Genomic DNA, 20,136 nt, shown 5'->3' with positions numbered 1-20,136 from the left:
CTTCCTGCCCTGTTGACGCATGCCGCCCCGGAAATCACCCGCGAATGCGGGGATCGCCGGGGCGGTACACGGGTGCTACTTGTTGACGACCGCCAGCACGTCGCGTGCCGACAGGATCAAGTACTCCTCGCCGTTGTACTTGATCTCGGTGCCGCCGTACTTGCTGTAGATGACGGTGTCGCCCTCGGCGACGTCCAGCGGAATCCGCTTCTCGCCATCCTCGTCCCACCGGCCGGGGCCGACGGCAACGACAGTGCCTTCCTGCGGCTTCTCCTTGGCGGTGTCCGGGATGACCAGACCCGACGCTGTGGTCGTCTCGGCCTCATTGGCCTGTACGAGGATCTTGTCCTCGAGTGGCTTGATGTTCACGCTCGCCACGATGGAGCCCTCCACTGTTAGGGGTGCGGGTCCGGGGCTTTTCCCCGGACCTGTCGGTTTAACCAGGTGTTCGGCATACGTCCAAGCCTTCGCGCCGTCGTCGCGGGAGCCGGCGCAGGGGGTTGGCCGCGTGCCACCTAGCACTCTATACATGAGAGTGCTAGCACTCAAGGGTGGCCCGGCGCAGATTCGCCCAGGGCTTAGCCCGCCGGTGTCCCCGGCCGCTCGTGGGCCACGCGGACGTCCCCGAAAAACGCGATGACCAGCGGATTGAACAGGTCGGCCCGTTCCCACTGCAGGAAATGCCCGGCGCCGGGCAGCACGACGGGCCCGGTCCGGTCGGTGAAGGCCACCTCGCAGGCATGCACGAAGTCGGGGCTGACGACCTGGTCGTCCATGCCGTAGAGCAGCAGGGTCGGCACGTCGACCTTGCGATCCATGATGGGGGCCTCGCTGACCGCTCTGCCGTAGGCCAGCTGGTAGACCGCCCACCCCGCCCGCAGCCGCGCCTCGGTGGCGAACGGCTCAGTCATGAAGTCGACGTCGGCGTCGTCGAACGTGCCCGGCGAAGCCCACAACCGGTGGCCGTACATGCCTCCGACGTAGCGGCGGCGTTTGTCGGCCGTGTCGAGTTCGGCGGCCAGCACGTCAGGCGTCTGCCCTTGCAACCGGCGGTAGTCGCCGGTCGGTCCGTCGCGCAACACGGCCGCCGGGTCGATGCCCGCGGCGATGTAGTCCTCGAAGACCAGCGGTGGCACCGAATCGAAGAACACCAGCTTGTCGACGAAACCGTCGAACCGGTGGATCAGGTCGATCGCCACGACCCCGCCGACGTCTCCGCCGACCACGCCGCAGTGCTGGTGGCCGAGCACGTCGTGCACCAGGTGGTAGACGTCGCGGCTGTAGGCGGCGAAGTCGTAGACGTCGTCCGCCGACAGATCGGAGTCGCCGTAGCCGCGCAGGTCCGGCGCGATGACCTCGTAGCCGGCATCGGCCAGCGCGGCGATGTTGCGCCACCAGATGCGCTTGGTCTCGGGATACCCGTGCAGCAGGAGCAGCGGGTAGCCGCCCACCCCTTCGTGGATGTACGCCAGCGTCAGCCCGTCGCGGCCGGGACTGGGCGGGACCTCACTGCGGTGGAGCGTGAACGCGTCGGCGGCAGGTGCGGGCGGTTGCGCCGGCCGCAGCCGCACGTCGTAGTGCATCACCTGTCGAACGCGTCCGGGGCGATCAGCAGGTGATCGGACACGTCCCCCACCATCTCGACATCGGCCTTGCGTTCGGTGAAGTACCAGCCGTCGCCGTCGCGGGCGAATCGGTCGTAGTAGCGGCCGGCGACGATGGGCTGGAACGCCACGGCGTCGGTGGCCTGCACGACCAGGAACGTCGACCGGGCGGCAGCACTGTCACCGTCGAGATCGACGAGGGCATTGAGGACGAGGTGGCGGGTCTTGGGGGTACCCGGAGCCGCCGGGCCGGCGACATCAGATGCCGTGTCGGGAAAGCGACGGGTGGTCATCGCGAACAGGCCAGCGATGTTCTTCGCGCCGGACACGATCGGCGTCTTGGCACCGCCGAATGTGGCGCGGCTCAACAACTGCCCGACGCCGTCGAAGTCGCCGGCGTCGATGAGTTCGGCGTAGCGGTAGAGCAGTTCGGTGATCTCGAGCTTGTCGGCCGCGCTCATGCCACCTGCCCCGCGATCACCGGCAGGCCGGGGTCAGTGGGCACGTCGAGCGGGGACGGCGAGGCACCGGCGGCGATCAGATGGGCCGCGAAGGAGGCGATCATCGCCCCATTGTCGGTACACAACCGCGGGCGTGGGATGCGTAACGTCAATCCCGCTGCGGCACATCGCTCTTCGGCGAGTTCGCGAAGCCGGGAGTTGGCTGCGACGCCGCCGGCGATCAGCAGCGTCGACACTCCCAGCTCGGCCGCGGCCCGCACGGCCTTGGACGTGAGCACGTCGGCGACGGCTTCCTGGAAGCCCGCGGCCACATCGGCGGCGTTGTAGTCGGGGTGGCTCTCCACATAGCGCGCCACCGCCGTCTTCAGGCCGGAGAAGCTGAACGCGAACCGTTCGTCGCGCGGGCCGGTCATACCGCGCGGAAACGCGATGGCCCCCGCGTCGCCGGTGCGGGCCAGGTCGTCGAGGGCCTTGCCGCCGGGGTATCCCAGGCCGAGCAGTCGGGCCACCTTGTCGTAGGCCTCCCCCGCCGCGTCGTCGACGGTGCTGCCGAGTTCGATGATCGGCTCGCCCAGCGAGCGCACGTGCAGCAGGTGGGTGTGACCGCCGGACACCAGCAGGCCGACGCTTTCGGGAAGCGGGCCGTGGTCGTAGACGTCGGCGGCCAGGTGCCCGCCGAGGTGGTTGACCGCATAGAACGGCACACCCCATGCCGCGGCGTAGGCCTTCGCGGCGGCGACCCCGACCAGCAGCGCGCCGGCCAGGCCGGGTCCGATGGTGGCCGCGACCACGTCGGGCTTGTCGATCGCCGCGGTGGCCAAGGCCCGGCGCATGGTCGGCCCGAGTGCCTCCAGGTGGGCCCGCGAGGCGATCTCCGGCACCACCCCGCCGTAGCGGGCATGCTCGTCGACGCTGGAGGCCACCTCGTCGGCCAGCAGCGCCACGGTGCCGTCGGCGTTCAGGCGGGCGATACCGACTCCTGTTTCGTCGCAGGAGCTTTCGATGGCGAGGATGGTTGTCGCCGGCGGGCAGGAGCGCAGTGACTCGGGGGTAGGTGTCGCCGGCGGGCAGGAGCGCAGCGACTCGGGGAGATTTGTCATTGCGCGTCCCGTCGCATCGTGTAGGCGTCTGCGCCGCTGGCCTGGTAGTACCGCTTGCGCACACCGATCCTGGTGAAGCCGAGGCTTTCATACAGCGCGATCGCCGGCTCGTTGTCGGTGCGGACTTCGAGGAAGACCACCGAGCCGGGGCCGACGGCATCGAGCAGTTCGGTCATCATCCGCCGACCGATGCCCTTGCCCTGATACGCCGGGTCGACCCCGATGGTGTGGATCTCGAATTCGAACGGCGGGGTGCGGCCGAGCCGGGAGATCCCGGCGTAGCCGACCAGCTTGTCGTCCACCCGGGCGGCGACGTAGCGGTTGTGGGCGGCGGCCAGTTCCCGCACGAACGAGAACTCCGGCCACGGGTCGTCGCCGTCGAACAGCTGCATCTCCAGTTCCGCGCAGCGGGCGGCGTCGGTCTTCTGCAGGGGGCCGTAGACGACGTTCACCGCAACACCCCGCGTTCGGCAAGGGTCTTGGCATCCGGCCGACGCAGGTACAGCGGGACCAGAGGTGCCGGTTCGCCATCCCAGTCCGTCACTGCGGCAACGAGTCCCGCCGGTGTCGGGTAGGTGAAGTCCAGTGCGGGCAAATCGAACAGGCCGACATGGTCAGGTGATCCGGCCACCGCCTGCGCCCCGCCGACCGGTACGTCGGCGACGGCCTCGACACCCGGGCCGTCAATGCGCACACCGGCGCGGTAGCGGGCCCAGTACACCTCGCGGCGGCGGGCATCGGTCACCACCAACACCTCACCGTCCGTCAGCACACCGATGGCGTCAAGGCTGCACACCCCGTGCACGGGCACTCCGAGGGCATGGCCGTAGGCGGCGGCGGTGGCCATCCCGACCCGCAGCCCGGTGAACGGCCCTGGGCCACAGCCGACCACGACGGCAGTCAGGTCGGCCATCGTCAGTCCGGCCTGGGCCACCGCGGAGATGACGTTGGGGGTCAGCAACTCAGCGTGCGCCCGGGCGTCGATGCTGACCCGCTGCCCGAGAAGCTCGCATCGTCCGTTGTCGTCACACGCGACGACGGCGGCGGTGACGGCCGGGGTCGCCGTGTCGAGGGCCAGGACGATCCGGGTCATCGGTGGCTCCAATGCCATGTCGCGGTACGGGTTTCGCCGTCGGCGCGGCGTTCCAGCGTGATGTCGAGGTGATTGTCGGAGAGCCGCTCGGCTACGCCTTCGCCCCATTCGACGACGACAACGGCGTCCTCGAGATCGGTGTCCAGATCGAGCGAGTCCAGCTCGGCCAACAGGTCGGCGCCCTCGTTGTCGAGCAGCCGGTAGATGTCCACGTGGATCATCGCCGGATTGCCGTTGCGCCGGGCACGGTGGACCCGTGCCAGGACGAACGTCGGCGAGGTGACCGGCCCCTCGACATCCATTCCGGCGGCGATCCCCTTGGCCAGGGCCGTCTTTCCCGCCCCGAGCGGACCGGACAGCACCACGACGTCACCGGCACGCAGTTGCTCACCCAGGCGTGCGCCCAGCGCGAGGGTGTCGTCGAGGGTGGCCAGGTGCGCGGTGCCGCTGCCGATTCCGGTCTCAGCCATGGGCACGATTCTTCAGCCGGCGGGCGAACGCGACCAGTTTCGACGGCGTCGCGCGTTCGACCAGGCGCACCAGCGCGTCGTTGATGATGTCGGGGTCTTCGAGTTGGACCAGGTGGCCGGCCCCGGGGACGATCACCAGCTCGGAGTCCGGAAGTACCGCCGCCATCTCCTCGGAGTGCTTCACCGGGGTCAGCACGTCGTGGTCACCGCAGGCGATCATGGTCGGGATGCGCGCCAGCACCGGCAGCGCCGCGCTTTCGTCGTGTACCTCCAGCGCGTGCAGGAACTCCACGAGCGTGGCGATCGGAGTGTCGTGAATCATGTTCTCGGAGAAGGCCACGACGCTCGGACTCATCGAGTCGTCCCCGAACGATGCGGTGCGCAGGATCGGGCGCAGCACCGATCGGGCCGCACCGCGGGTGCGGTGCACGATCTGGGGTGCGTAGCGGGCGGCGAATCGCACCGCCTCCAGGGCCGGGTTCTGCAGGATCTCACCGAGCGGGGAGCGCGAGAGGCCTTCGGCGGCCGAGGAGATCAGCGCCGCTCCGACGATGCGCTGACCGTAGCGTTCAGGGAACTGCCGGGCGTGCGAGAGTACCGTCATACCACCCATCGAGTGACCGACCAGAACCACCGGTCCACGCGGAACCATCACCTGCAGAATGGTTTCCAGGTCCTGTCCCAGCTGTGTCACGGTGTAGGTGTCGACCGGCGCCTCAGCCGATTGCCCGTGACCGCGCTGGTCGTAGAACACCATCCGCACCTGATCGCCCCAGCGCTGCGCCAGCGCCGCGCGCTGGAAGTGAAACGACCCCATCCGCAGACAGAAGCCGTGGGCGAACACCACGGTCAGCGGTGCGGTGATCGGGCCGACTTCGCGCACCACCAGGGGCACCCCGTCGGCGGTGGTCACCACGCAGCCGCGATCGGCGTCGAGCAGAGCGAAATCCTCACCGGAGTAGGCGTCTTGGATGAACTTCTTGTGACGCAACGCGCGGGCCGCCGATACGCCGGCGGCGGTGCCGACCGCGCTCAGGCCGGCGACCCCGGCCATCAGCCCGGCCCTGCGGCCCGCACCCAGTCCGGGATTGTCGGCTTTGCGGATCAACCGCGCAGCGGCCTTCTCGGCACGGCGGGCCAGACGTTCGTCGATACCCTTGGCGCCCTTGGGCTTCGCAGTGCCCTCGGAATCAGCGGCCACCGGCGTCAGCCTCCCGGTAGGTACGCACCACCCGCCCACGCGGACTGGTGACCACCTCGTAGTGGATGGTGCCCAGCATGTCGGCCCAGTCCTGGGCGGTCGGTTCGCCTGCCGCTCCGGAGCCGAACAGGATGGCCTCGTCACCCTCGGCAACGTCGGGGCGGCCGGGGCCGAGGTTGACCACCAGCTGGTCCATGCAGATCCGGCCGACGTTGCGCCGCAACCGGCCGTTGATCAAGGCGTCGATCCGGCCGCTCAGGGTGCGGTACACCCCGTCGGCGTAGCCGATCGGGAGCAGGGCGAGGTTGGTGTCCTCCTCGGCGATCCAGGTGTGGCCGTAGGACACACCTTCGCCGGCCTTCACCGACTTCACCATCGCCACCGTGCATTTCAGCGTCATCGCCGGGCGCAATCCCATGTCGCCGAGTTCCGGGATGGGACTGAGCCCGTAGACGGCGATGCCCGGCCGGACCATGTCGAAGCCGAGGTCGGGCCGGGTCAGCGCCGACGGGGAGTTCGACAGGTGCGCCACCTCGAAGTCGATTCCGCGCGCCCGCGCCTGGGCCAGCATGTCGGAAAAGCGTTGCGCCTGAATATCGTTGAGCGGGTCGTCGGGTACGTCGCCGCTGACCAGATGCGACATGATGCCGCGCACCCGGATCGCGTCCGCGGCAATCGCCCGCTGCAATTCGGTGAGCACGCCGGGATACTCCGCGGCGCTGACACCGTTGCGGTTGAGTCCGGTGTCGACCTTGACGGTGACCTGCGCAGTGCGCCCGGTGCGTTCGACGGCGGCCAGCACTTCACCGACCTGGCGCGCGGAGGAGACCCCGATCTGCACGTCGGCATTCAGTGCGGGCGCGAAGTCGGTGCCCGGCGGGTGCAACCACGCCAGCACCGGGGCGGTGATGCCGGCGCTGCGCAACGCGAGGGCCTCGTCGATGGTGGCGACACCGAGTGCGGCGGCTCCTGCCGCCACCGCGGCGCGGGCCACCTGTGGAGCGCCGTGCCCATAGGCGTCGGCCTTGACGACCGCCATCACCTCGGCGGATCCCGCGCGCTCGCGCAGAACCCGCACGTTGTCGGCGATCGCCCCGAGATCGACGAGCGCCTCAGCAGCCGGGCCGGACACCTGAGCCGGTGTCGACGGGGTCAACGAAGTCGTGTGCATATCCATGTCACCGTCGACAATTGTCCCAGAACCGGCCCGATAACCGCCCATCCGGTCGCTGACCTCACTATTCAGGCCGCAACGGGCGGTAGAGTCGGCGCTGTGCGGGTGCTGTCGATGGGCGACGCGGTACTGGGCAAACGCCCCGATCTGAGCAGCGTGTCCGATCAGCCCGCCCATGCGCGTATCTCGGCGTGGCTGGAGAAACTCATCGTCTCGGGCCGACTGGCACCCGGTGACAAGCTGCCTGCAGAAGTCGACATCGCCGCGGCGCTGGGCGTAAGCCGCATGACGCTGCGCCAGGCATTGGGGGCCATCGAGGCCAAGGGCCTGATCCGGCGCAGCCGGGGCCGCTTCGGCGGGAACTTCGTCGAGACCTCACGGCTGGAGTTCGACCACACGGGTATGCCGGGCTTCACCGAGCAGTTGCGCCGGCTGGACATGGCCGCGGGAGCACAGGTGGTCAGTGCCCTCACGCGCGTCCCGACGGCTGAGGTACGCGAGGCACTGGGCCTCAAACGCGGGGCGCGGGTGCACGAGGTCGTCCGGATCCGCTCGGCCGACGGTGCGCCGGTGCTCCTCGAGGAGACCTATCTGCCGGCGGGGCTGTTTCCAGGGCTGCTGTCCGCGGACCTCACCGGGTCGGTGTACGCGTTGATGGCCGACGAGTTCGGCACCCCGCTGTTCTCGGCCGACGAGCACATCGAGGCCGCACCCGCCACGGCGGCGCGCGCGACGTTACTCGGTATCGCGGTGGGTGACCCGCTACTGCTCGTCACACGGACAGCACACGACCGCGACGGCGTTCCCGTGGAGTTCTCGCACGACTACTTCCGGTCCGACCGGACTCGCATCCGGGTGAAGTCGTGGGTCGACCGCGACACCCAGGCCCGGGTGGAGACCTCGCCGGCGTCCTGAGCCGATCAGCCGCGCCGGGCGCGCAGCGCAGGCAGGACGTGACCGACGAGGTCGGCAGACAGCGCGGGCACCACCGCGGGGGCCACCGACAAGAGGGCTTCGCTCGGTGCGGTGCTGACGGCGATACAGCGCATACCTGCGGCCAGCGCGCCACGCACGCCCGGCACCGAGTCCTCGAACACCAACACCTGCGACGGCGGGTGGCCGAGAAGTGCGGCGCCGGAGAGGAATCCTTCGGGATCGGGCTTGCCGCGCCGGACGTCCTCCTCGGCGACGACGATCTCGATGACCTCACCGACCGGGCTGCTCGCCAGGACGGCGTGCACGTCGTCGCGCTGCGCACCGGTGACGATCGCCATCGGTACGCCGTGCTGGGCGAGGATCTGCACCAGGCTCACCGTGTCGGTGGTGATGGGATTGTGCTGGGCGACGAGATCGCGGTAGCGCTGCTTGCGCAACTCCAGCAGCGGGTCCACATCGACTCGTGCGCCGGTGATCTCGATCGCCTTCTCGACGATCTCGCGGTCACTGTGGCCCAGCAGGTGACGGTCGTAGTCGTCCTGGCTCAGTGCCCAGTTCAGGTGCTCGTCGAAGAGCTCGCCGAAGATCTGGAACAGGATCGGCTCGTCATCGGACAGCGTGCCGTTGAAATCGAAGATGACGGCGGGGTCGGCGACCTCGGCCCACTGTGCGAGCAATTCGTGTGCTTGCCCAGATTCGGGGTACGAAGACATGGCTAATAGTCTAGTCTTTTAAAGCATGCCGTTCCTCTCCGACTCGGAACTGGATGCGCTGCTCGAGCAGTTGCCGGCGCTGGCCGGTCAACCGCGTCAGCTCGAGGAACTGTCGGGCGGTCTGACCAACCGCAACGTGAAGATCACCACGCCCAGCGGGGCGTACGTCGCGCGCTGCAGCGTCAACAGCAAGAACCTGCTCGGCATCGACCGCGACAACGAGTACTACAACAGCAGGGCCGCCGCCGAGGCGGGAGTTGGCGCGCCGGTCATCGACTACCGCCCCGACCTCGGGATCCTGCTGGTCGGCTTCCTGGAGGGCGTCACCCTGACCAACGCCGACATGCAGCGCCCCGGCGTGCTGGACCGCGTTGCCACCGGAGTCCGGGGCCTGCACTCCGGGCCGCGCTTCCGCAGCCGCTTCGACATGTTCGAACGCCAGCCTTCGTACCTGAAAGTAGTGCAGGACAATGGCTTCCGGCTGCCGTCGGACTACCTGGAGCATGCCCAGGCGTTCGCCGAGATCCAGCGGGTGCTCGACGCGACCGATCAGACCACCGTGCCGTGCAACAACGATCTGCTGGCGGGCAACTTCGTCGACAACGGTCAGCGGTTGTGGTTGATCGACTACGAATACGCCGGCAACAACGACCCCTGCTTCGAGCTGGGCAACCTCGCCGCCGAGTGTGGGCTGTCCACCGCTCAGCTCGAAGAACTCGTCAGCCTGTACTACGGGCGTCCGCTGCGCCACAAGACCGCACGAGCACGCCTGCAGGGCATCGTCGGCAAGTACGGCTGGACCCTGTGGGGGTGCATCCAGAATGCCTCCAGTGCAATCGACTTCGACTTCTGGCAGTGGGCGATGGAACGCTACGAATCGGCCGTCGCCGAATTCCGCGGTCCCGACTTCGCCCGCCTGCTCGATGACGCGCAAGCCACCGACTAAGTGAGGAAGACATGTCCCCGCAAGAGCTGCCCGACCGCGCCCAGATCGTCATCATCGGCGGCGGTGTCATCGGGACCAGCCTCGCCTACCACCTGACTAAACTCGGTCGCACCGATGTGGTGCTGATCGAGCAGGGCCAATTATCTTGTGGCACAACTTGGCACGCCGCCGGTCTCGTCGGTCAGCTGCGCGCGTCGGAGAGCGGCACCCGGCTGGTGCAGTACTCCACCGAGCTGTATGCCGAACTGGAGGCCGAGACCGGGCTGAGCGCGGGCTACAAACAGTGCGGCGGGGTGACGGTGGCACGCACTGAGGACCGGATGACCCAACTGCGCCGCACTGCCGCCAGCGCGGCGGCCTACAACCTGGACTGCGAACTACTCACTCCGGAGGAGGCTTTCGAGCACTATCCGGTGATGCGGGTCGACGACCTGGTGGGTGCGATCTGGTTGCCGGCCGACGGCAAAGCCAACCCCACCGATCTGACGATGGCACTGGCCAAGGGAGCCCGCCAACGCGGCGCCAAGGTCTTCGAGCACGTCCGTGTGCTCGACGTCCTCACCGACGGCACCGCGGTGACCGGGGTGCGTACCGACGCCGGCGACATCGAAGCCCAGATCGTCGTCAACTGCGCCGGCCAGTGGGCCAAGGCCATCGGCGCCATGGCCGGGGTGAACGTGCCGCTGTACTCCGCCGAGCACTTCTACGTCGTCACCGAGACCATCGCCGGTGTGCACCCCGACCTGCCGATCCTGCGCGATCCCGACGGCTACACCTACTTCAAGGAAGAGGTGGGCGGCCTGGTGATCGGCGGCTTCGAACCGGAAGCCAAACCCTGGGTGGCGCCGGATGCGATTCCCTACCCGTTCGAGTTCCAGCTCCTCGAGGAGGACTGGGAGCACTTTGAAATCCTCATGGAGAATGCGCTGCTGCGCATCCCGGCACTGGACCACACCGGGCTGAAGAAGCTCTACAACGGGCCGGAGAGCTTCACCCCGGACAACCAGTTCATCCTCGGCGAGGCACCGGAATGCACGAACTTCTTCGTCGGCGCCGGATTCAACTCGGTCGGTATCGCCTCGGCCGGCGGGGCGGGCCGCGCGCTGGCCGAATGGATCGTCAACGGGTCGCCCACCACCGATCTGACCGGAGTGGACATCCGCCGCTTCGCCCCGTTCAACGGTAACGTGGCCTGGCTGCACGACCGGGTCGCCGAGGTACTCGGCGTGCACTACGAGATCCCCTGGCCTAACCGGGAACTGACCACGGCACGGCCGTTTAGGCGCTCACCCGTCCACCACCTGCTGGTTGACGCGAACGCGAACTTCGGCAGCCGGATGGGCTGGGAGCGGGCCAACTTCTTCGCCCCCGAAGGCGAGCAGCCCGTAATCGAGTACTCGTGGGGCAAGCAGAACTGGCTGCCGTGGTCGGCAGCCGAACAGGTCAACACCCGCACGGCAGTGACGGTGTTCGACCAGACCTCATTCTCGAAATACCTGCTGACCGGGCCCGACGCCGAGCAGGCACTGCAGTGGCTGTGTACCGCCGATGTGGCGGTGCCGGTGGGTAAGTCGGTGTACACCGGCATGCTGAACGCACGCGGCACCTACGAGTCGGACGTGACCGTCACCCGCACCGGGGCCAGTGAGTTCCTGATCGTCAGCAGCGCGGCCACCACCGAGCGGGACAAGGACCACATCACGCACAACCTCCCGGCCGGGGCACAGGCTGAACTGGTCGACCTCACGTCGTCGATGGCGGTGTTCGGGGTGATGGGTCCGCGCTCGCGCGACCTGCTGGCCAGCCTCAGTGACGCCGACCTTTCGGACGCCGCGTTCCCGTTCGCCACCAGCCAGGTGATCTCGCTGGGCTACGCCACCGTCCGGGCGACCCGCATCACCTATGTCGGCGAATTAGGTTGGGAGCTCTACGTTCCCGCCGAGTTCGCCGTCGGCGTCTACGAAGACCTGCTGCGGGCCGGCGCGCAGTTCGGCATCGGTCGCGGCGGGTACTACGCCATCGAGTCGCTGCGCCTGGAGAAGGGCTACCGCGCCTTCGGCCGCGAACTGACCCCCAACGACAACCCGGTGGAGGCCGGCCTGTTGTTCGCCTGCAAGCTCAAGACCGACATCGACTTCCTCGGCCGGTCCGCGGTGGAGAAGGCCAAGGCTGACGGGCCGCGGCGACGGCTGGTGAGCTTCGCCGTCGACTCCCCCGAACCGATGCTGTGGGGCGGCGAGCTGATCCTGCGCGACGGCGCGGTCGCCGGCCAGGTGACCTCGGCGGCGTGGGGTGCCACCACCGGTGCCTGCGTCGGACTGGCCTACGTGCGCGCCGGTGACGACACCACCGTCACCGCGGACTGGATTCGGGCCGGCAGCTACTCGGTCAACGTCGGCGGTGAGATCTACCCGATCACCGTGTCGCTGAGGGCGATCTACGACCCCGCAGGAGAGCGGATCCGTTAGCCGCCCCTTCGACGGCGCTCCCAGGAAAGTGTGAGATCGTGCCGGGGTGTTCCGGGACGTAGTCCGATGACCGAGGTCGGCCGCCAAGGCGACGTCCGGGCTCGGCTCGAGGAGCGCTACCGGCGCCTGGCCGCGTCCCGCAAGTTGCGGCTGGCGACGGCGACCCTGGCCAGGTTCCGTGAGATCGACGGCTCCACCCTGGGCATCCTCGTCTCGGTGCAGCTGTTCACGACAGTGATCCCGCTGATGATCCTCGGCTTCAGCTATGTCGAGAACTTCGCCCAGAGCGCCAGCGCCGGCACGATCTGGATCCGGGAACTCGGCCTGGTGCATCCGACGAGCGACCGGGTCCGCGGCGCATTCGGCAGTACCGCTGGACTGCGCTCGAGTTGGACGTTCATCGGCGTCGGCGGCTTCCTGATCTGGGGAATCCCGATGGCGGTCACCGTGGCCGCGATCTTCGCCAAGGCCTGGCGGCGCGAACAGTTCGGCCTGACCCAGCGGGTGCTGCGCGGCGCGCTGTGGTTCGCGTTGTACCTGACGATGATCGTCTGCCGCGAACGAATCACGTTCGGCCACCACCACAGCAGCGAGATGCGGGTGCTGATGTTCGTGTTGGCGCAGGTGCCGGTGTGGCTGTTCTGGTCGTTGACCCCGGCACTGCTGGTGCGCAACGGCGGCCGGAGTCTCGTCCACCTGGCGCTGGCCGGACTGGCCGGCGTGGTGGTCGACGGCGTGATCATCCCGCTGTCGAGCCGGGCCTTCTTCCCGATGGTGCTCGACGGCTGGGCCGAACTCGGGCCGATCGGGATCGCGATGGCCCTGTTGACGTGGTGCGGGGTGATCGGCACCGGATGGGTCGTCACGGCCTGCGTCGGCGCGGTGCTGTGGGAGCGCAACGCCCCGTCGGACACCGTGGTCGAGGTCCAGACCGACAACCTCGGAGAGGTCTACACCCCGACGGAGTCCACCGCCTAGTGCGCGAAGTGCTCCTGGTCGAAATGGCCGTTGGGCTTGGTCGCGTCCAAGTGACCCAGCACCGCGTTGAGGTCCTCCCACAGCGAGCGGGCCAAGTCGGCGGAGAAGCCCTCCCGCACCACCACCCGCAGCACTGAAATATCCTCTGCGCCTTCCGGCATGGTGTAGGCGGGCACCTGCCAGCCGTAGGACCGCAGCGCGGCCGACACGTCGAACTCGGTGTAGCCGAAGTCGCCGGAGAGCTTGAACGCCACCACCGGGATGTCAGACCCGTCGGAGATGACGTGGAAGTGCTGACACTCTTCCAGTCGGTCGGACAACCAGCGCGCGGTGGCGGACAGGGATTGCATGACATGGGTGTATCCGGCGCGGCCAAGGCGCAGGAAGTTGTAGTACTGCCCGACCACCTGGTTGCCCGGCCGGGAGAAGTTCAGCGTGAAGGTCGGCATGTCCCCACCCAGATAGTTCACCCGGAAGACCAGGTCCTCCGGTAGAGCATCGGCGTTGCGCCACACCACGAATCCGATGCCCGGGTAGGTCAGTCCGAACTTGTGGCCGCTGACGTTGATCGACGCCACCCGGGGCAGCCGGAAATCCCATTTGAGGCCCGGATGCAGGAACGGCGCCACGAACCCGCCGCTGGCGGCGTCCACGTGGACAGGGATGTCGAGCCCCTTGTCCTTCTCGAGTTGATCCAGCGCGGCGCAGATCTCGGCGATCGGCTCGAGTTCACCGGTGTAGGTGGTGCCCAGGATGCCGACCACCCCGATGGTGTCCTCGTCGACGGCGTCGACCACCTGCTCGGGAGTGATCACATAGCGATCCTCGGCCATCGGCAGGTAGCGCGGCTCGACTTCGAAGTAGCGGCAGAATTTCTCCCACACCACCTGAACATTGGAGCCCATCACCAGGTTGGGCGTGCGGGTCTTCCAGTCCTTACCGACGCGTTCCTTCCACTTCCACTTCAGCGCCAGCCCGCCGAGCATCACCGCTTCCGACGACCCGATCGTCGATGCCCCGACTGCGCTGGCGGCGTCGTCGTCGCGCAGGTTCTCGGCATGGAACAAATCGGCAACCATTGCGATGCAGCGGCTTTCGATCGCCGCGGTGGCCGGGTATTCGTCCTTGTCGATCATGTTCTTGTCGAACGTCTCGGCCATCAGCTTCTCGGCTTCCGGATCCATCCACGTCGTGACGAACGTCGCAAGATTCAGCCGGGAACTGCCGTCGAGCATCAGCTCGTCGTGGATGAACCGGTATGCCGCAGCAGGTTCCATCGCCTCGGCCGGCAACCGCAGCGACGGGATCGGGTCGGTGGACAACCGTCCCGTGTAGGCCGGTGCAATCGACGGGGAGCGGTACTTGACGTGCGGCATGGTTCCTTCTCTCTACAGTCCTGCAACAGCTGAACGAATGTGGGCAAGGATGCGCGACGCCGAGGTGGGTGCGGGCGCGGGGCCGGGGTCGGCCGCCGAGGCATTGGCGGCGCGGGCATGGACGAACGCCGCCGCCGCGGCGGCCTGCGCCGGTGGCAGTCCCGCCGCCAGCAGCGCTCCGATCATGCCGGACAGCACATCTCCGGATCCGGCGGTCGCCGCCCACGCCCCGCCCGCGGGATTGAGGTACACCGTGCCGCCGGCAGCGCTCGGATCGGCGATGACGGTGACGTTGCCCTTGAGCAGCACCGTGGCGCCGAAACTGTCGGCCAGGCGCCGCGTCGCGGCGACCCGATCCGCCCCGGGCGCCGCCGGGTCCGATGTCGCCGGCCATCCGGCTCCGGAAGCCAGCCGCGCGAACTCGCCGGCATGCGGAGTCAGTACCGTCGGCGCGTCGCGTTCGGACACCAGATGCGGATGGGCCGCCAGCATTGTCAAACCGTCGGCGTCGACCACCACCGGAAGATCGGTGTTGAGCGCGAAAGTGAGTGCCTCGAAGGCGGTTTCATCGGTGCCCAGACCGGGTCCCACCACCCAGGCCTGCACTCGGCCCGCCCCGGCGGCGCTCGGGGCGGCGACGACCTCGGGCCAGTGCGACACCACCTCGGCGGCCGCGGAACCCGCGTAGCGCTTCATGCCCGAGGTCGCAGCCACCGCGGCGCCCGTGCACAGGATTGCCGCCCCCGGGTAAGTCGAGGACCCCGCCAGGATTCCGGTGACGCCTTGGCTGTATTTGTCGTCGCGCGACTGCGGCACCGGCCAGCGCGCCTTGACGTCGGCGGCGTCGAACCCGATCACATCGGTAGCGGGCAGTGGCAGCCCGATATCGACAAGCTCGACGCGTCCGCAGTCGGCGAGCGCGTGTACGGGTTTGAGACCGCCGAACGTGACGGTGAGGGCGGCGCGCACGGCCGGGCCCGTGATGGCGCCGGTGTGCACGTCCACACCGCTGGGAATGTCGACGGCCACCACCGGGATGCCGGCGGCGTCCACCGCGGCGAAGACGGCCGCCGCGGCAGGCCGAAGCGGACCCGTGCCGGAGATGCCGACCACACCGTCGATCACCAGATCCGTCCCGGGTGCGACCTCGGCCACCACTCCGCCACCCGAGGCGCGGAATGCCGCCAGCGCCTTGGCATGGGTGTGCTCGGGGCTCAGCAGCACTGCGGATGCCGCGGCGCCGCGCCGGCGCAGGAAGGTCGCGGCCCACAGGGCGTCACCGCCGTTGTCGCCGGAGCCGACCACGGCGCAGATACGCCGGCCCGCGATGCCACCGGTCCGACTCGCCAGCTCGCGCGCGATCGCGGTGGCCAGACCATAAGCGGCACGGCGCATCAAAACACCGTCCGGCAGGCTGGCCAGCAGAGGCGCCTCAGCGGCGCGGATCGCCTCGGCGGTGAAGTAGTGCCGCATCGGAACCCAGGTTACGTGGCGGACGGGCGTTGGCGACGCACTCTGACGCAGTGTTCACCCCCGACCCACACCGCACTCATGTGCACTCGGGGCGGGAGTCTCGCCGCTGGTGCGCGGCCGCACGGTGGCGCGCAGCAGACCGCGACTATTCGACGGTGACGGACTTGGCCAGGTTGCGCGGCTTGTCCACGTCGTAGCCGCGCGCCCTCGCCACCGCCGCGGCGAATACCTGCAGCGGCACCGTGGATAGCAGCGGCTGGAAAAGCGTTGACACAGCTGGGATTTCGAAGATGTGATCAGCGTACGGGCGCACCGTGTCGTCGCCTTCCTCGGCGATGACGATGGTGACGGCACCACGCGCCTGCACTTCGCGGATATTGCTCAGCAGCTTGGCATGCAACGTCGCGGCATTCTTCGGCGAGGGCATCACCACGATCACCGGAAGGCCTTCGTCGATCAGGGCGATCGGACCGTGCTTGAGCTCCCCGGCGGCGAAGCCCTCGGCATGCATGTACGCCAACTCCTTGAGCTTGAGCGCACCTTCCAGCGCCACCGGGTAGCCGACGTGGCGCCCCAGGAACAGCACCGCAGGCGACGCCGCAAAGGCCTGGCCGAGCTTGGTGATCGAGTCCATGTGTTCGAGCACGCGGGCCACCTGGTCGGGCATCGACTCCAGTTCGCGGTACTCGCGTTCGACCTCGTCGGGGTACTTGGTGCCGCGCGCCTGCGCCAAGGCCAGACCGACCAGGTAGTTGGCGGCGATCTGGGCCAGGAAGGTCTTGGTGGCCGCCACCCCGATCTCTGGTCCGGCCCGGGTGTAGAGGACGGCGTCGGCCTCGCGGGGAATCTGGCTGCCGTTGGTGTTGCAGATGGCCAGCACCTTGGCCTTCTGTGTCTTGGCGTGCCGAACCGCTTCGAGGGTGTCGGCGGTCTCGCCGGACTGCGAGATCGCGATGACCAGCGTGCCCCGGTCGAGCACCGGGTCGCGATAGCGGAACTCACTGGCGAGTTCCACCTCGACGGGCAGCCGGGTCCAGTGCTCGATCGCGTACTTGGCCAGCAGACCGGAATGGAATGCCGTGCCGCAGGCGACGATGAACACCTTGTCGACCTCGCGGAGTTCCTGATCGCTCAGGCGCTGCTCGTCGAGCACGATGCGGCCGTCGACGAAGTGCCCGAGCAGGGTGTCGGCGACTGCCGTCGGCTGCTCGGCGATCTCCTTGAGCATGAAGTACTCGTAGCCGCCCTTCTCGGCGGCTGACAGGTCCCAGTCGATGTGGAACACCCGGGCATTGGCGGCATCGTCGCGGCCGTCGAAGTCGGTGATGCGGTAGCCGTCGGCGGTGATCACGACAGCCTGGTCCTGGCCGAGTTCGACGGCCTCGCGGGTGTATTCGATGAAGGCGGCGACGTCGGAGCCCAGGAACATCTCGTCCTGGCCGATACCGACCACCAACGGTGTCGAGCGGCGGGCGGCCACGATGGTGCCCGGGCTGTCGGCGTTGGCGAAGACCAGGGTGAAGTGGCCTTCGAGCTGTCGCAGCACCGAGAGCACCGAGGCCACGAAATCTCCGGCGGTGGGCCCCTGGTGGTAGGCCCGGGACACCAGGTGTACAGCCACCTCGGTGTCGGTGTCGCTGGCGAACTCCACCCCCTGGGCTTCCAGGTCGTGGCGAAGCGTGGCGAAGTTCTCGATGATCCCGTTGTGCACGACGGCGAACTTGCCTGCGGCGTCGCGGTGCGGGTGGGCGTTGCGGTCGGTGGGCCTGCCGTGGGTGGCCCACCGGGTGTGGCCGAGGCCCGCGGTGCCGGCCAGGGCGGCGGGGTCGGCCTCGGCCAGCGCCTCCTCGAGGTTGGCCAGCCGTCCCGCGCGGCGGCGGACCGTCAGCCCGCCATGTCCGTCGAGCAGAGCGAGCCCGGACGAGTCGTAACCGCGGTACTCCATGCGGCGCAATGCGTCGACCACGACGTCGCGGGCCGGGCGATGCCCGACGTAAGCCACGATTCCGCACATGGGTCCAAGGGTAGTGCAGCACCGGCGGCCCAGACGGTGGGCTACGGTCATGGGGTGGCCCGGACACGGAAGCTCTTCGCGGCGCTGACCCGCCGCGGCCCACATCAGGTTTTGCGCGGTGACCTGGCATTTGCCGGCCTTCCGGGCATCGTCTACACCCCGGCGTCGGGGTTCAATCTGCCCGCTGTGGCGTTCGGCCACGATTGGCTCACACCCGCCGATCGCTACGTCAAAACGCTGGAGCATCTGGCGTCCTGGGGCATCGTCGCGGCGGCGCCCAATACCGAGCGCGGACCCGCGCCGTCGGTGCTGAACCTGGCGTTCGACCTGGGCACGACACTGGACATCGTCACCGGGGTGCGGCTGGGTCCCGGTCAGATCAGCGTGCATCCCACCAAGCTGGGCCTGGCCGGCCACGGTTTCGGCGGCTCGGCGGCGGTGTTCGCCGCGGCGGGTCTGGCCGGGGCCGGCAAGTCGGCGCCCAAGGCGGTGGCCGCCCTGTTCCCCTCGGTCACCAAACCGCCCGCCCAGCAGCCCGCGGCCACCTTGAAGGTGCCGGGCCTGGTCCTGAGCTCGCCGGATGACCCGCAGTCGCTGCGGACCGATGCCCTCGACCTGGCGCAGGCGTGGCCCGGTTCAGTGCTGCACGTCGTCAGCAAGGCCGAGTCGGCCGGTCTGGCCGAGAAGCGCCGGTTCTCCAAGGTCCTGGGCGTGCCGGGGTCCGATCGCGGTACCCAGAAGGCGGTCCGGGCGCTGTTGACCGGCTTTCTTCTCTTCCAGCTCACCGGGGATAAGGCCTATCGCGAGTTCGCCGACCCCGAAGCGGTGCTGCCCAAGACCGGCAAACCTGATCCCGACGTCGAGCCGCTCAAGCCCGAGGACCGGATCGTCGCCCTGCTGAAGTAGCCCGGTTCGGAGCCGCGAGTGGCAAGTTACGGCACGCATTCGGCGCATTTTCGTGACGTAGGTGGCCACTCGATGACACCCGCTGACCCCGACCAACCGGTTGGTGATATAACTCCGTGATGCGCACCGGTGTTTTTCTGGAGTATTCGGGCGGCTTCCGTGAGGCTGTCGAGCACATCGTCGTGTTGGAGCAGGCGGGCGTGGATATCGCGCTGGTGGCCGAGGCGTACTCCTACGACGCGGTCAGCCAGCTCGGCTACCTGGCGGCCAAGACGTCGCGGATCGAGCTGGGTTCCGGCGTGGTCCCGATCTACACCCGGACCCCGTCACTGCTGGCCATGACCGCCGCCGGCCTGGACTACGTATCCGACGGCCGCTTCCGGCTGGGCATCGGCACCTCCGGCCCGCAGGTCGTCGAGGGGTTCCACGGTGTTCCCTTCGACGCCCCCATGGGCCGGACCCGCGAGGTCATCGAGATCTGCCGTCAGGTGTGGCGGCGCGAGCGGGTGCAGCATCAGGGCAAGAGCTACCAGATCCCGTTGCCCGCCGAGCGGGGCACCGGACTGGGTAAGCCGCTGCAGCTCATCAATCACCCTGTGCGGGAAAACATCCCGATCACCATCGCCGCACTGGGCCCCAAGAACGTGGAACTGACCGCCGAGATCGCCGAAGGCTGGCAGCCGGTCTTCTTCCTTCCGGAGAAGGCCGACGACATCTGGGGCGAATCACTTCGGGCCGGAAAGGCCAAGCGCGACAAGGCCCTCGGTGAGCTCGATGTGATGGTCGGGGTGTCGTTGGCCATCGGAGACGACGTCGAGGAACGACTCGGGTGGGTTAAACCACACCTGGCGCTCTACATCGGCGGCATGGGTGCGCGCGGTCAGAACTTCTACCACAAGCTGGCCACCCGGTACGGGTACGGCGAGATCGCCGACCACATTCAGGACCTGTACTTGGCCGGGCGCAAAGCCGAAGCCATCGCCGCGGTGCCCGACGACCTGGTGCGTCAGGTGTCGCTGATCGGGCCGCGGGGCTACGTCAAGGAGCGGATCGCCGCGTTCGCCGAGGCCGGGGTCACGACCTTGTTGGCGACGCCGGTGACCGCCGACGGAGCCGAGTACGTCAAGTACGTCGAGGAACTGCAGCAGCTGCTCCCCTGATCACTGGCGTTGTGACGCAACGCTGTTCGTCGGCCGGCCGTAACAGCCGACGCTGCGCCGCAG

19 protein-coding genes are annotated in these 20,136 nt (G+C 68.4%); 6 read left to right on the top strand and 13 right to left on the bottom strand.

The window, feature by feature from the left end:
* Positions 1-75: 75 nt before the first annotated feature.
* The 9 genes from groES to alr form a co-directional block, all read right to left on the bottom strand.
* Positions 76-378 carry a co-chaperone GroES gene (gene groES / locus OG976_RS18715; protein ID WP_003887755.1) on the bottom strand — a complete coding sequence of 101 codons (303 nt, stop codon included), beginning with the start codon at positions 376-378 and terminating at the stop codon, positions 76-78.
* Positions 379-578: 200 nt separating this feature from the next.
* A complete protein-coding gene (locus tag OG976_RS18710; protein ID WP_328363748.1) occupies positions 579-1,583 on the bottom strand; it encodes an alpha/beta fold hydrolase in 1,005 nt (334 codons plus the stop codon).
* Positions 1,583-2,065: a nuclear transport factor 2 family protein gene (locus OG976_RS18705; RefSeq protein ID WP_328351887.1), complete on the bottom strand. Its 483-nt coding sequence runs from the start codon at positions 2,063-2,065 to the stop codon at positions 1,583-1,585. The genes OG976_RS18710 and OG976_RS18705 overlap by 1 nt, the downstream gene beginning before the upstream one ends.
* Positions 2,062-3,165, bottom strand: coding sequence for a tRNA (adenosine(37)-N6)-threonylcarbamoyltransferase complex transferase subunit TsaD (tsaD, locus tag OG976_RS18700; protein ID WP_328351884.1), 1,104 nt, complete (start codon positions 3,163-3,165; stop codon positions 2,062-2,064). The genes OG976_RS18705 and tsaD overlap by 4 nt, the downstream gene beginning before the upstream one ends.
* The gene (rimI, locus tag OG976_RS18695) at positions 3,162-3,557 is read right to left on the bottom strand and encodes a ribosomal protein S18-alanine N-acetyltransferase (RefSeq protein ID WP_328363745.1); all 396 of its coding nucleotides are present in this window, start codon (positions 3,555-3,557) and stop codon (positions 3,162-3,164) included. Before rimI ends, tsaD begins: the two co-directional genes overlap by 4 nt.
* Positions 3,558-3,613: 56 nt before the next feature.
* A complete protein-coding gene (gene tsaB, locus OG976_RS18690; protein ID WP_328351881.1) occupies positions 3,614-4,258 on the bottom strand; it encodes a tRNA (adenosine(37)-N6)-threonylcarbamoyltransferase complex dimerization subunit type 1 TsaB in 645 nt (214 codons plus the stop codon).
* Complete coding sequence (gene tsaE / locus OG976_RS18685; protein ID WP_328351878.1) at positions 4,255-4,728, bottom strand: tRNA (adenosine(37)-N6)-threonylcarbamoyltransferase complex ATPase subunit type 1 TsaE; 474 nt, start codon at positions 4,726-4,728, stop codon at positions 4,255-4,257. Before tsaE ends, tsaB begins: the two co-directional genes overlap by 4 nt.
* Complete coding sequence (locus OG976_RS18680) at positions 4,721-5,782, bottom strand: alpha/beta fold hydrolase (protein WP_328363742.1); 1,062 nt, start codon at positions 5,780-5,782, stop codon at positions 4,721-4,723. Before OG976_RS18680 ends, tsaE begins: the two co-directional genes overlap by 8 nt.
* A gap of 136 nt (positions 5,783-5,918) precedes the next feature.
* The gene (gene alr, locus OG976_RS18675; RefSeq protein ID WP_328351875.1) at positions 5,919-7,106 is read right to left on the bottom strand and encodes an alanine racemase; all 1,188 of its coding nucleotides are present in this window, start codon (positions 7,104-7,106) and stop codon (positions 5,919-5,921) included.
* Positions 7,107-7,202: 96 nt separating this feature from the next.
* On the opposite strand from alr, the gene OG976_RS18670 reads away from it, so the two are divergent.
* On the top strand, positions 7,203-8,018 hold the full coding sequence (locus tag OG976_RS18670) for a GntR family transcriptional regulator (RefSeq protein WP_328351873.1): 816 nt from the start codon (positions 7,203-7,205) through the stop codon (positions 8,016-8,018).
* Between the two features lie 5 nt (positions 8,019-8,023).
* On the opposite strand, the gene OG976_RS18665 is transcribed toward OG976_RS18670, so the two are convergent.
* Positions 8,024-8,752, bottom strand: a complete 729-nt coding sequence (locus OG976_RS18665; RefSeq protein ID WP_328351871.1) for an HAD family hydrolase — start codon at positions 8,750-8,752, stop codon at positions 8,024-8,026.
* 25 nt (positions 8,753-8,777) lie between these two features.
* On the opposite strand from OG976_RS18665, the gene OG976_RS18660 reads away from it, so the two are divergent.
* The 3 genes from OG976_RS18660 (at position 8,778) to OG976_RS18650 (ending at position 13,144) form a co-directional block, all read left to right on the top strand.
* Positions 8,778-9,698, top strand: coding sequence for a choline/ethanolamine kinase family protein (locus tag OG976_RS18660; protein ID WP_328351869.1), 921 nt, complete (start codon positions 8,778-8,780; stop codon positions 9,696-9,698).
* Positions 9,699-9,709: 11 nt separating this feature from the next.
* Positions 9,710-12,166, top strand: a complete 2,457-nt coding sequence (locus OG976_RS18655; RefSeq protein WP_328351866.1) for a GcvT family protein — start codon at positions 9,710-9,712, stop codon at positions 12,164-12,166.
* A gap of 66 nt (positions 12,167-12,232) precedes the next feature.
* The gene (locus OG976_RS18650; protein ID WP_328351863.1) at positions 12,233-13,144 is read left to right on the top strand and encodes a hypothetical protein; all 912 of its coding nucleotides are present in this window, start codon (positions 12,233-12,235) and stop codon (positions 13,142-13,144) included.
* Here the strand turns inward: OG976_RS18650 and OG976_RS18645 are convergent.
* The 3 genes from OG976_RS18645 to glmS all read right to left on the bottom strand — a co-directional run bounded on the left by OG976_RS18645 (position 13,141) and on the right by glmS (position 18,007).
* Positions 13,141-14,520: a glutamate decarboxylase gene (locus OG976_RS18645; RefSeq protein ID WP_328351860.1), complete on the bottom strand. Its 1,380-nt coding sequence runs from the start codon at positions 14,518-14,520 to the stop codon at positions 13,141-13,143. The genes OG976_RS18650 and OG976_RS18645 overlap by 4 nt on opposite strands.
* Positions 14,521-14,532: 12 nt before the next feature.
* Positions 14,533-15,993: an NAD(P)H-hydrate dehydratase gene (locus tag OG976_RS18640; RefSeq protein ID WP_328351857.1), complete on the bottom strand. Its 1,461-nt coding sequence runs from the start codon at positions 15,991-15,993 to the stop codon at positions 14,533-14,535.
* Positions 15,994-16,138: 145 nt separating this feature from the next.
* Entirely contained in the window at positions 16,139-18,007 is a 1,869-nt protein-coding gene (gene glmS / locus OG976_RS18635) for a glutamine--fructose-6-phosphate transaminase (isomerizing) (RefSeq protein ID WP_328351854.1), read from the bottom strand.
* 54 nt (positions 18,008-18,061) lie between these two features.
* On the opposite strand from glmS, the gene OG976_RS18630 reads away from it, so the two are divergent.
* Both OG976_RS18630 and OG976_RS18625 read left to right on the top strand, forming a co-directional pair.
* Positions 18,062-18,913, top strand: coding sequence for a dienelactone hydrolase family protein (locus OG976_RS18630; protein WP_328351851.1), 852 nt, complete (start codon positions 18,062-18,064; stop codon positions 18,911-18,913).
* Between the two features lie 119 nt (positions 18,914-19,032).
* Positions 19,033-20,073: an LLM class F420-dependent oxidoreductase gene (locus OG976_RS18625; RefSeq protein ID WP_328351848.1), complete on the top strand. Its 1,041-nt coding sequence runs from the start codon at positions 19,033-19,035 to the stop codon at positions 20,071-20,073.
* Positions 20,074-20,136 lie beyond the last annotated feature (63 nt).

This window comes from Mycobacterium sp. NBC_00419 (genome assembly GCF_036023875.1).
Classification (GTDB): Bacteria; Actinomycetota; Actinomycetes; order Mycobacteriales; family Mycobacteriaceae; genus Mycobacterium.
This window is presented reverse-complemented; position numbering and strand designations above follow the sequence as displayed.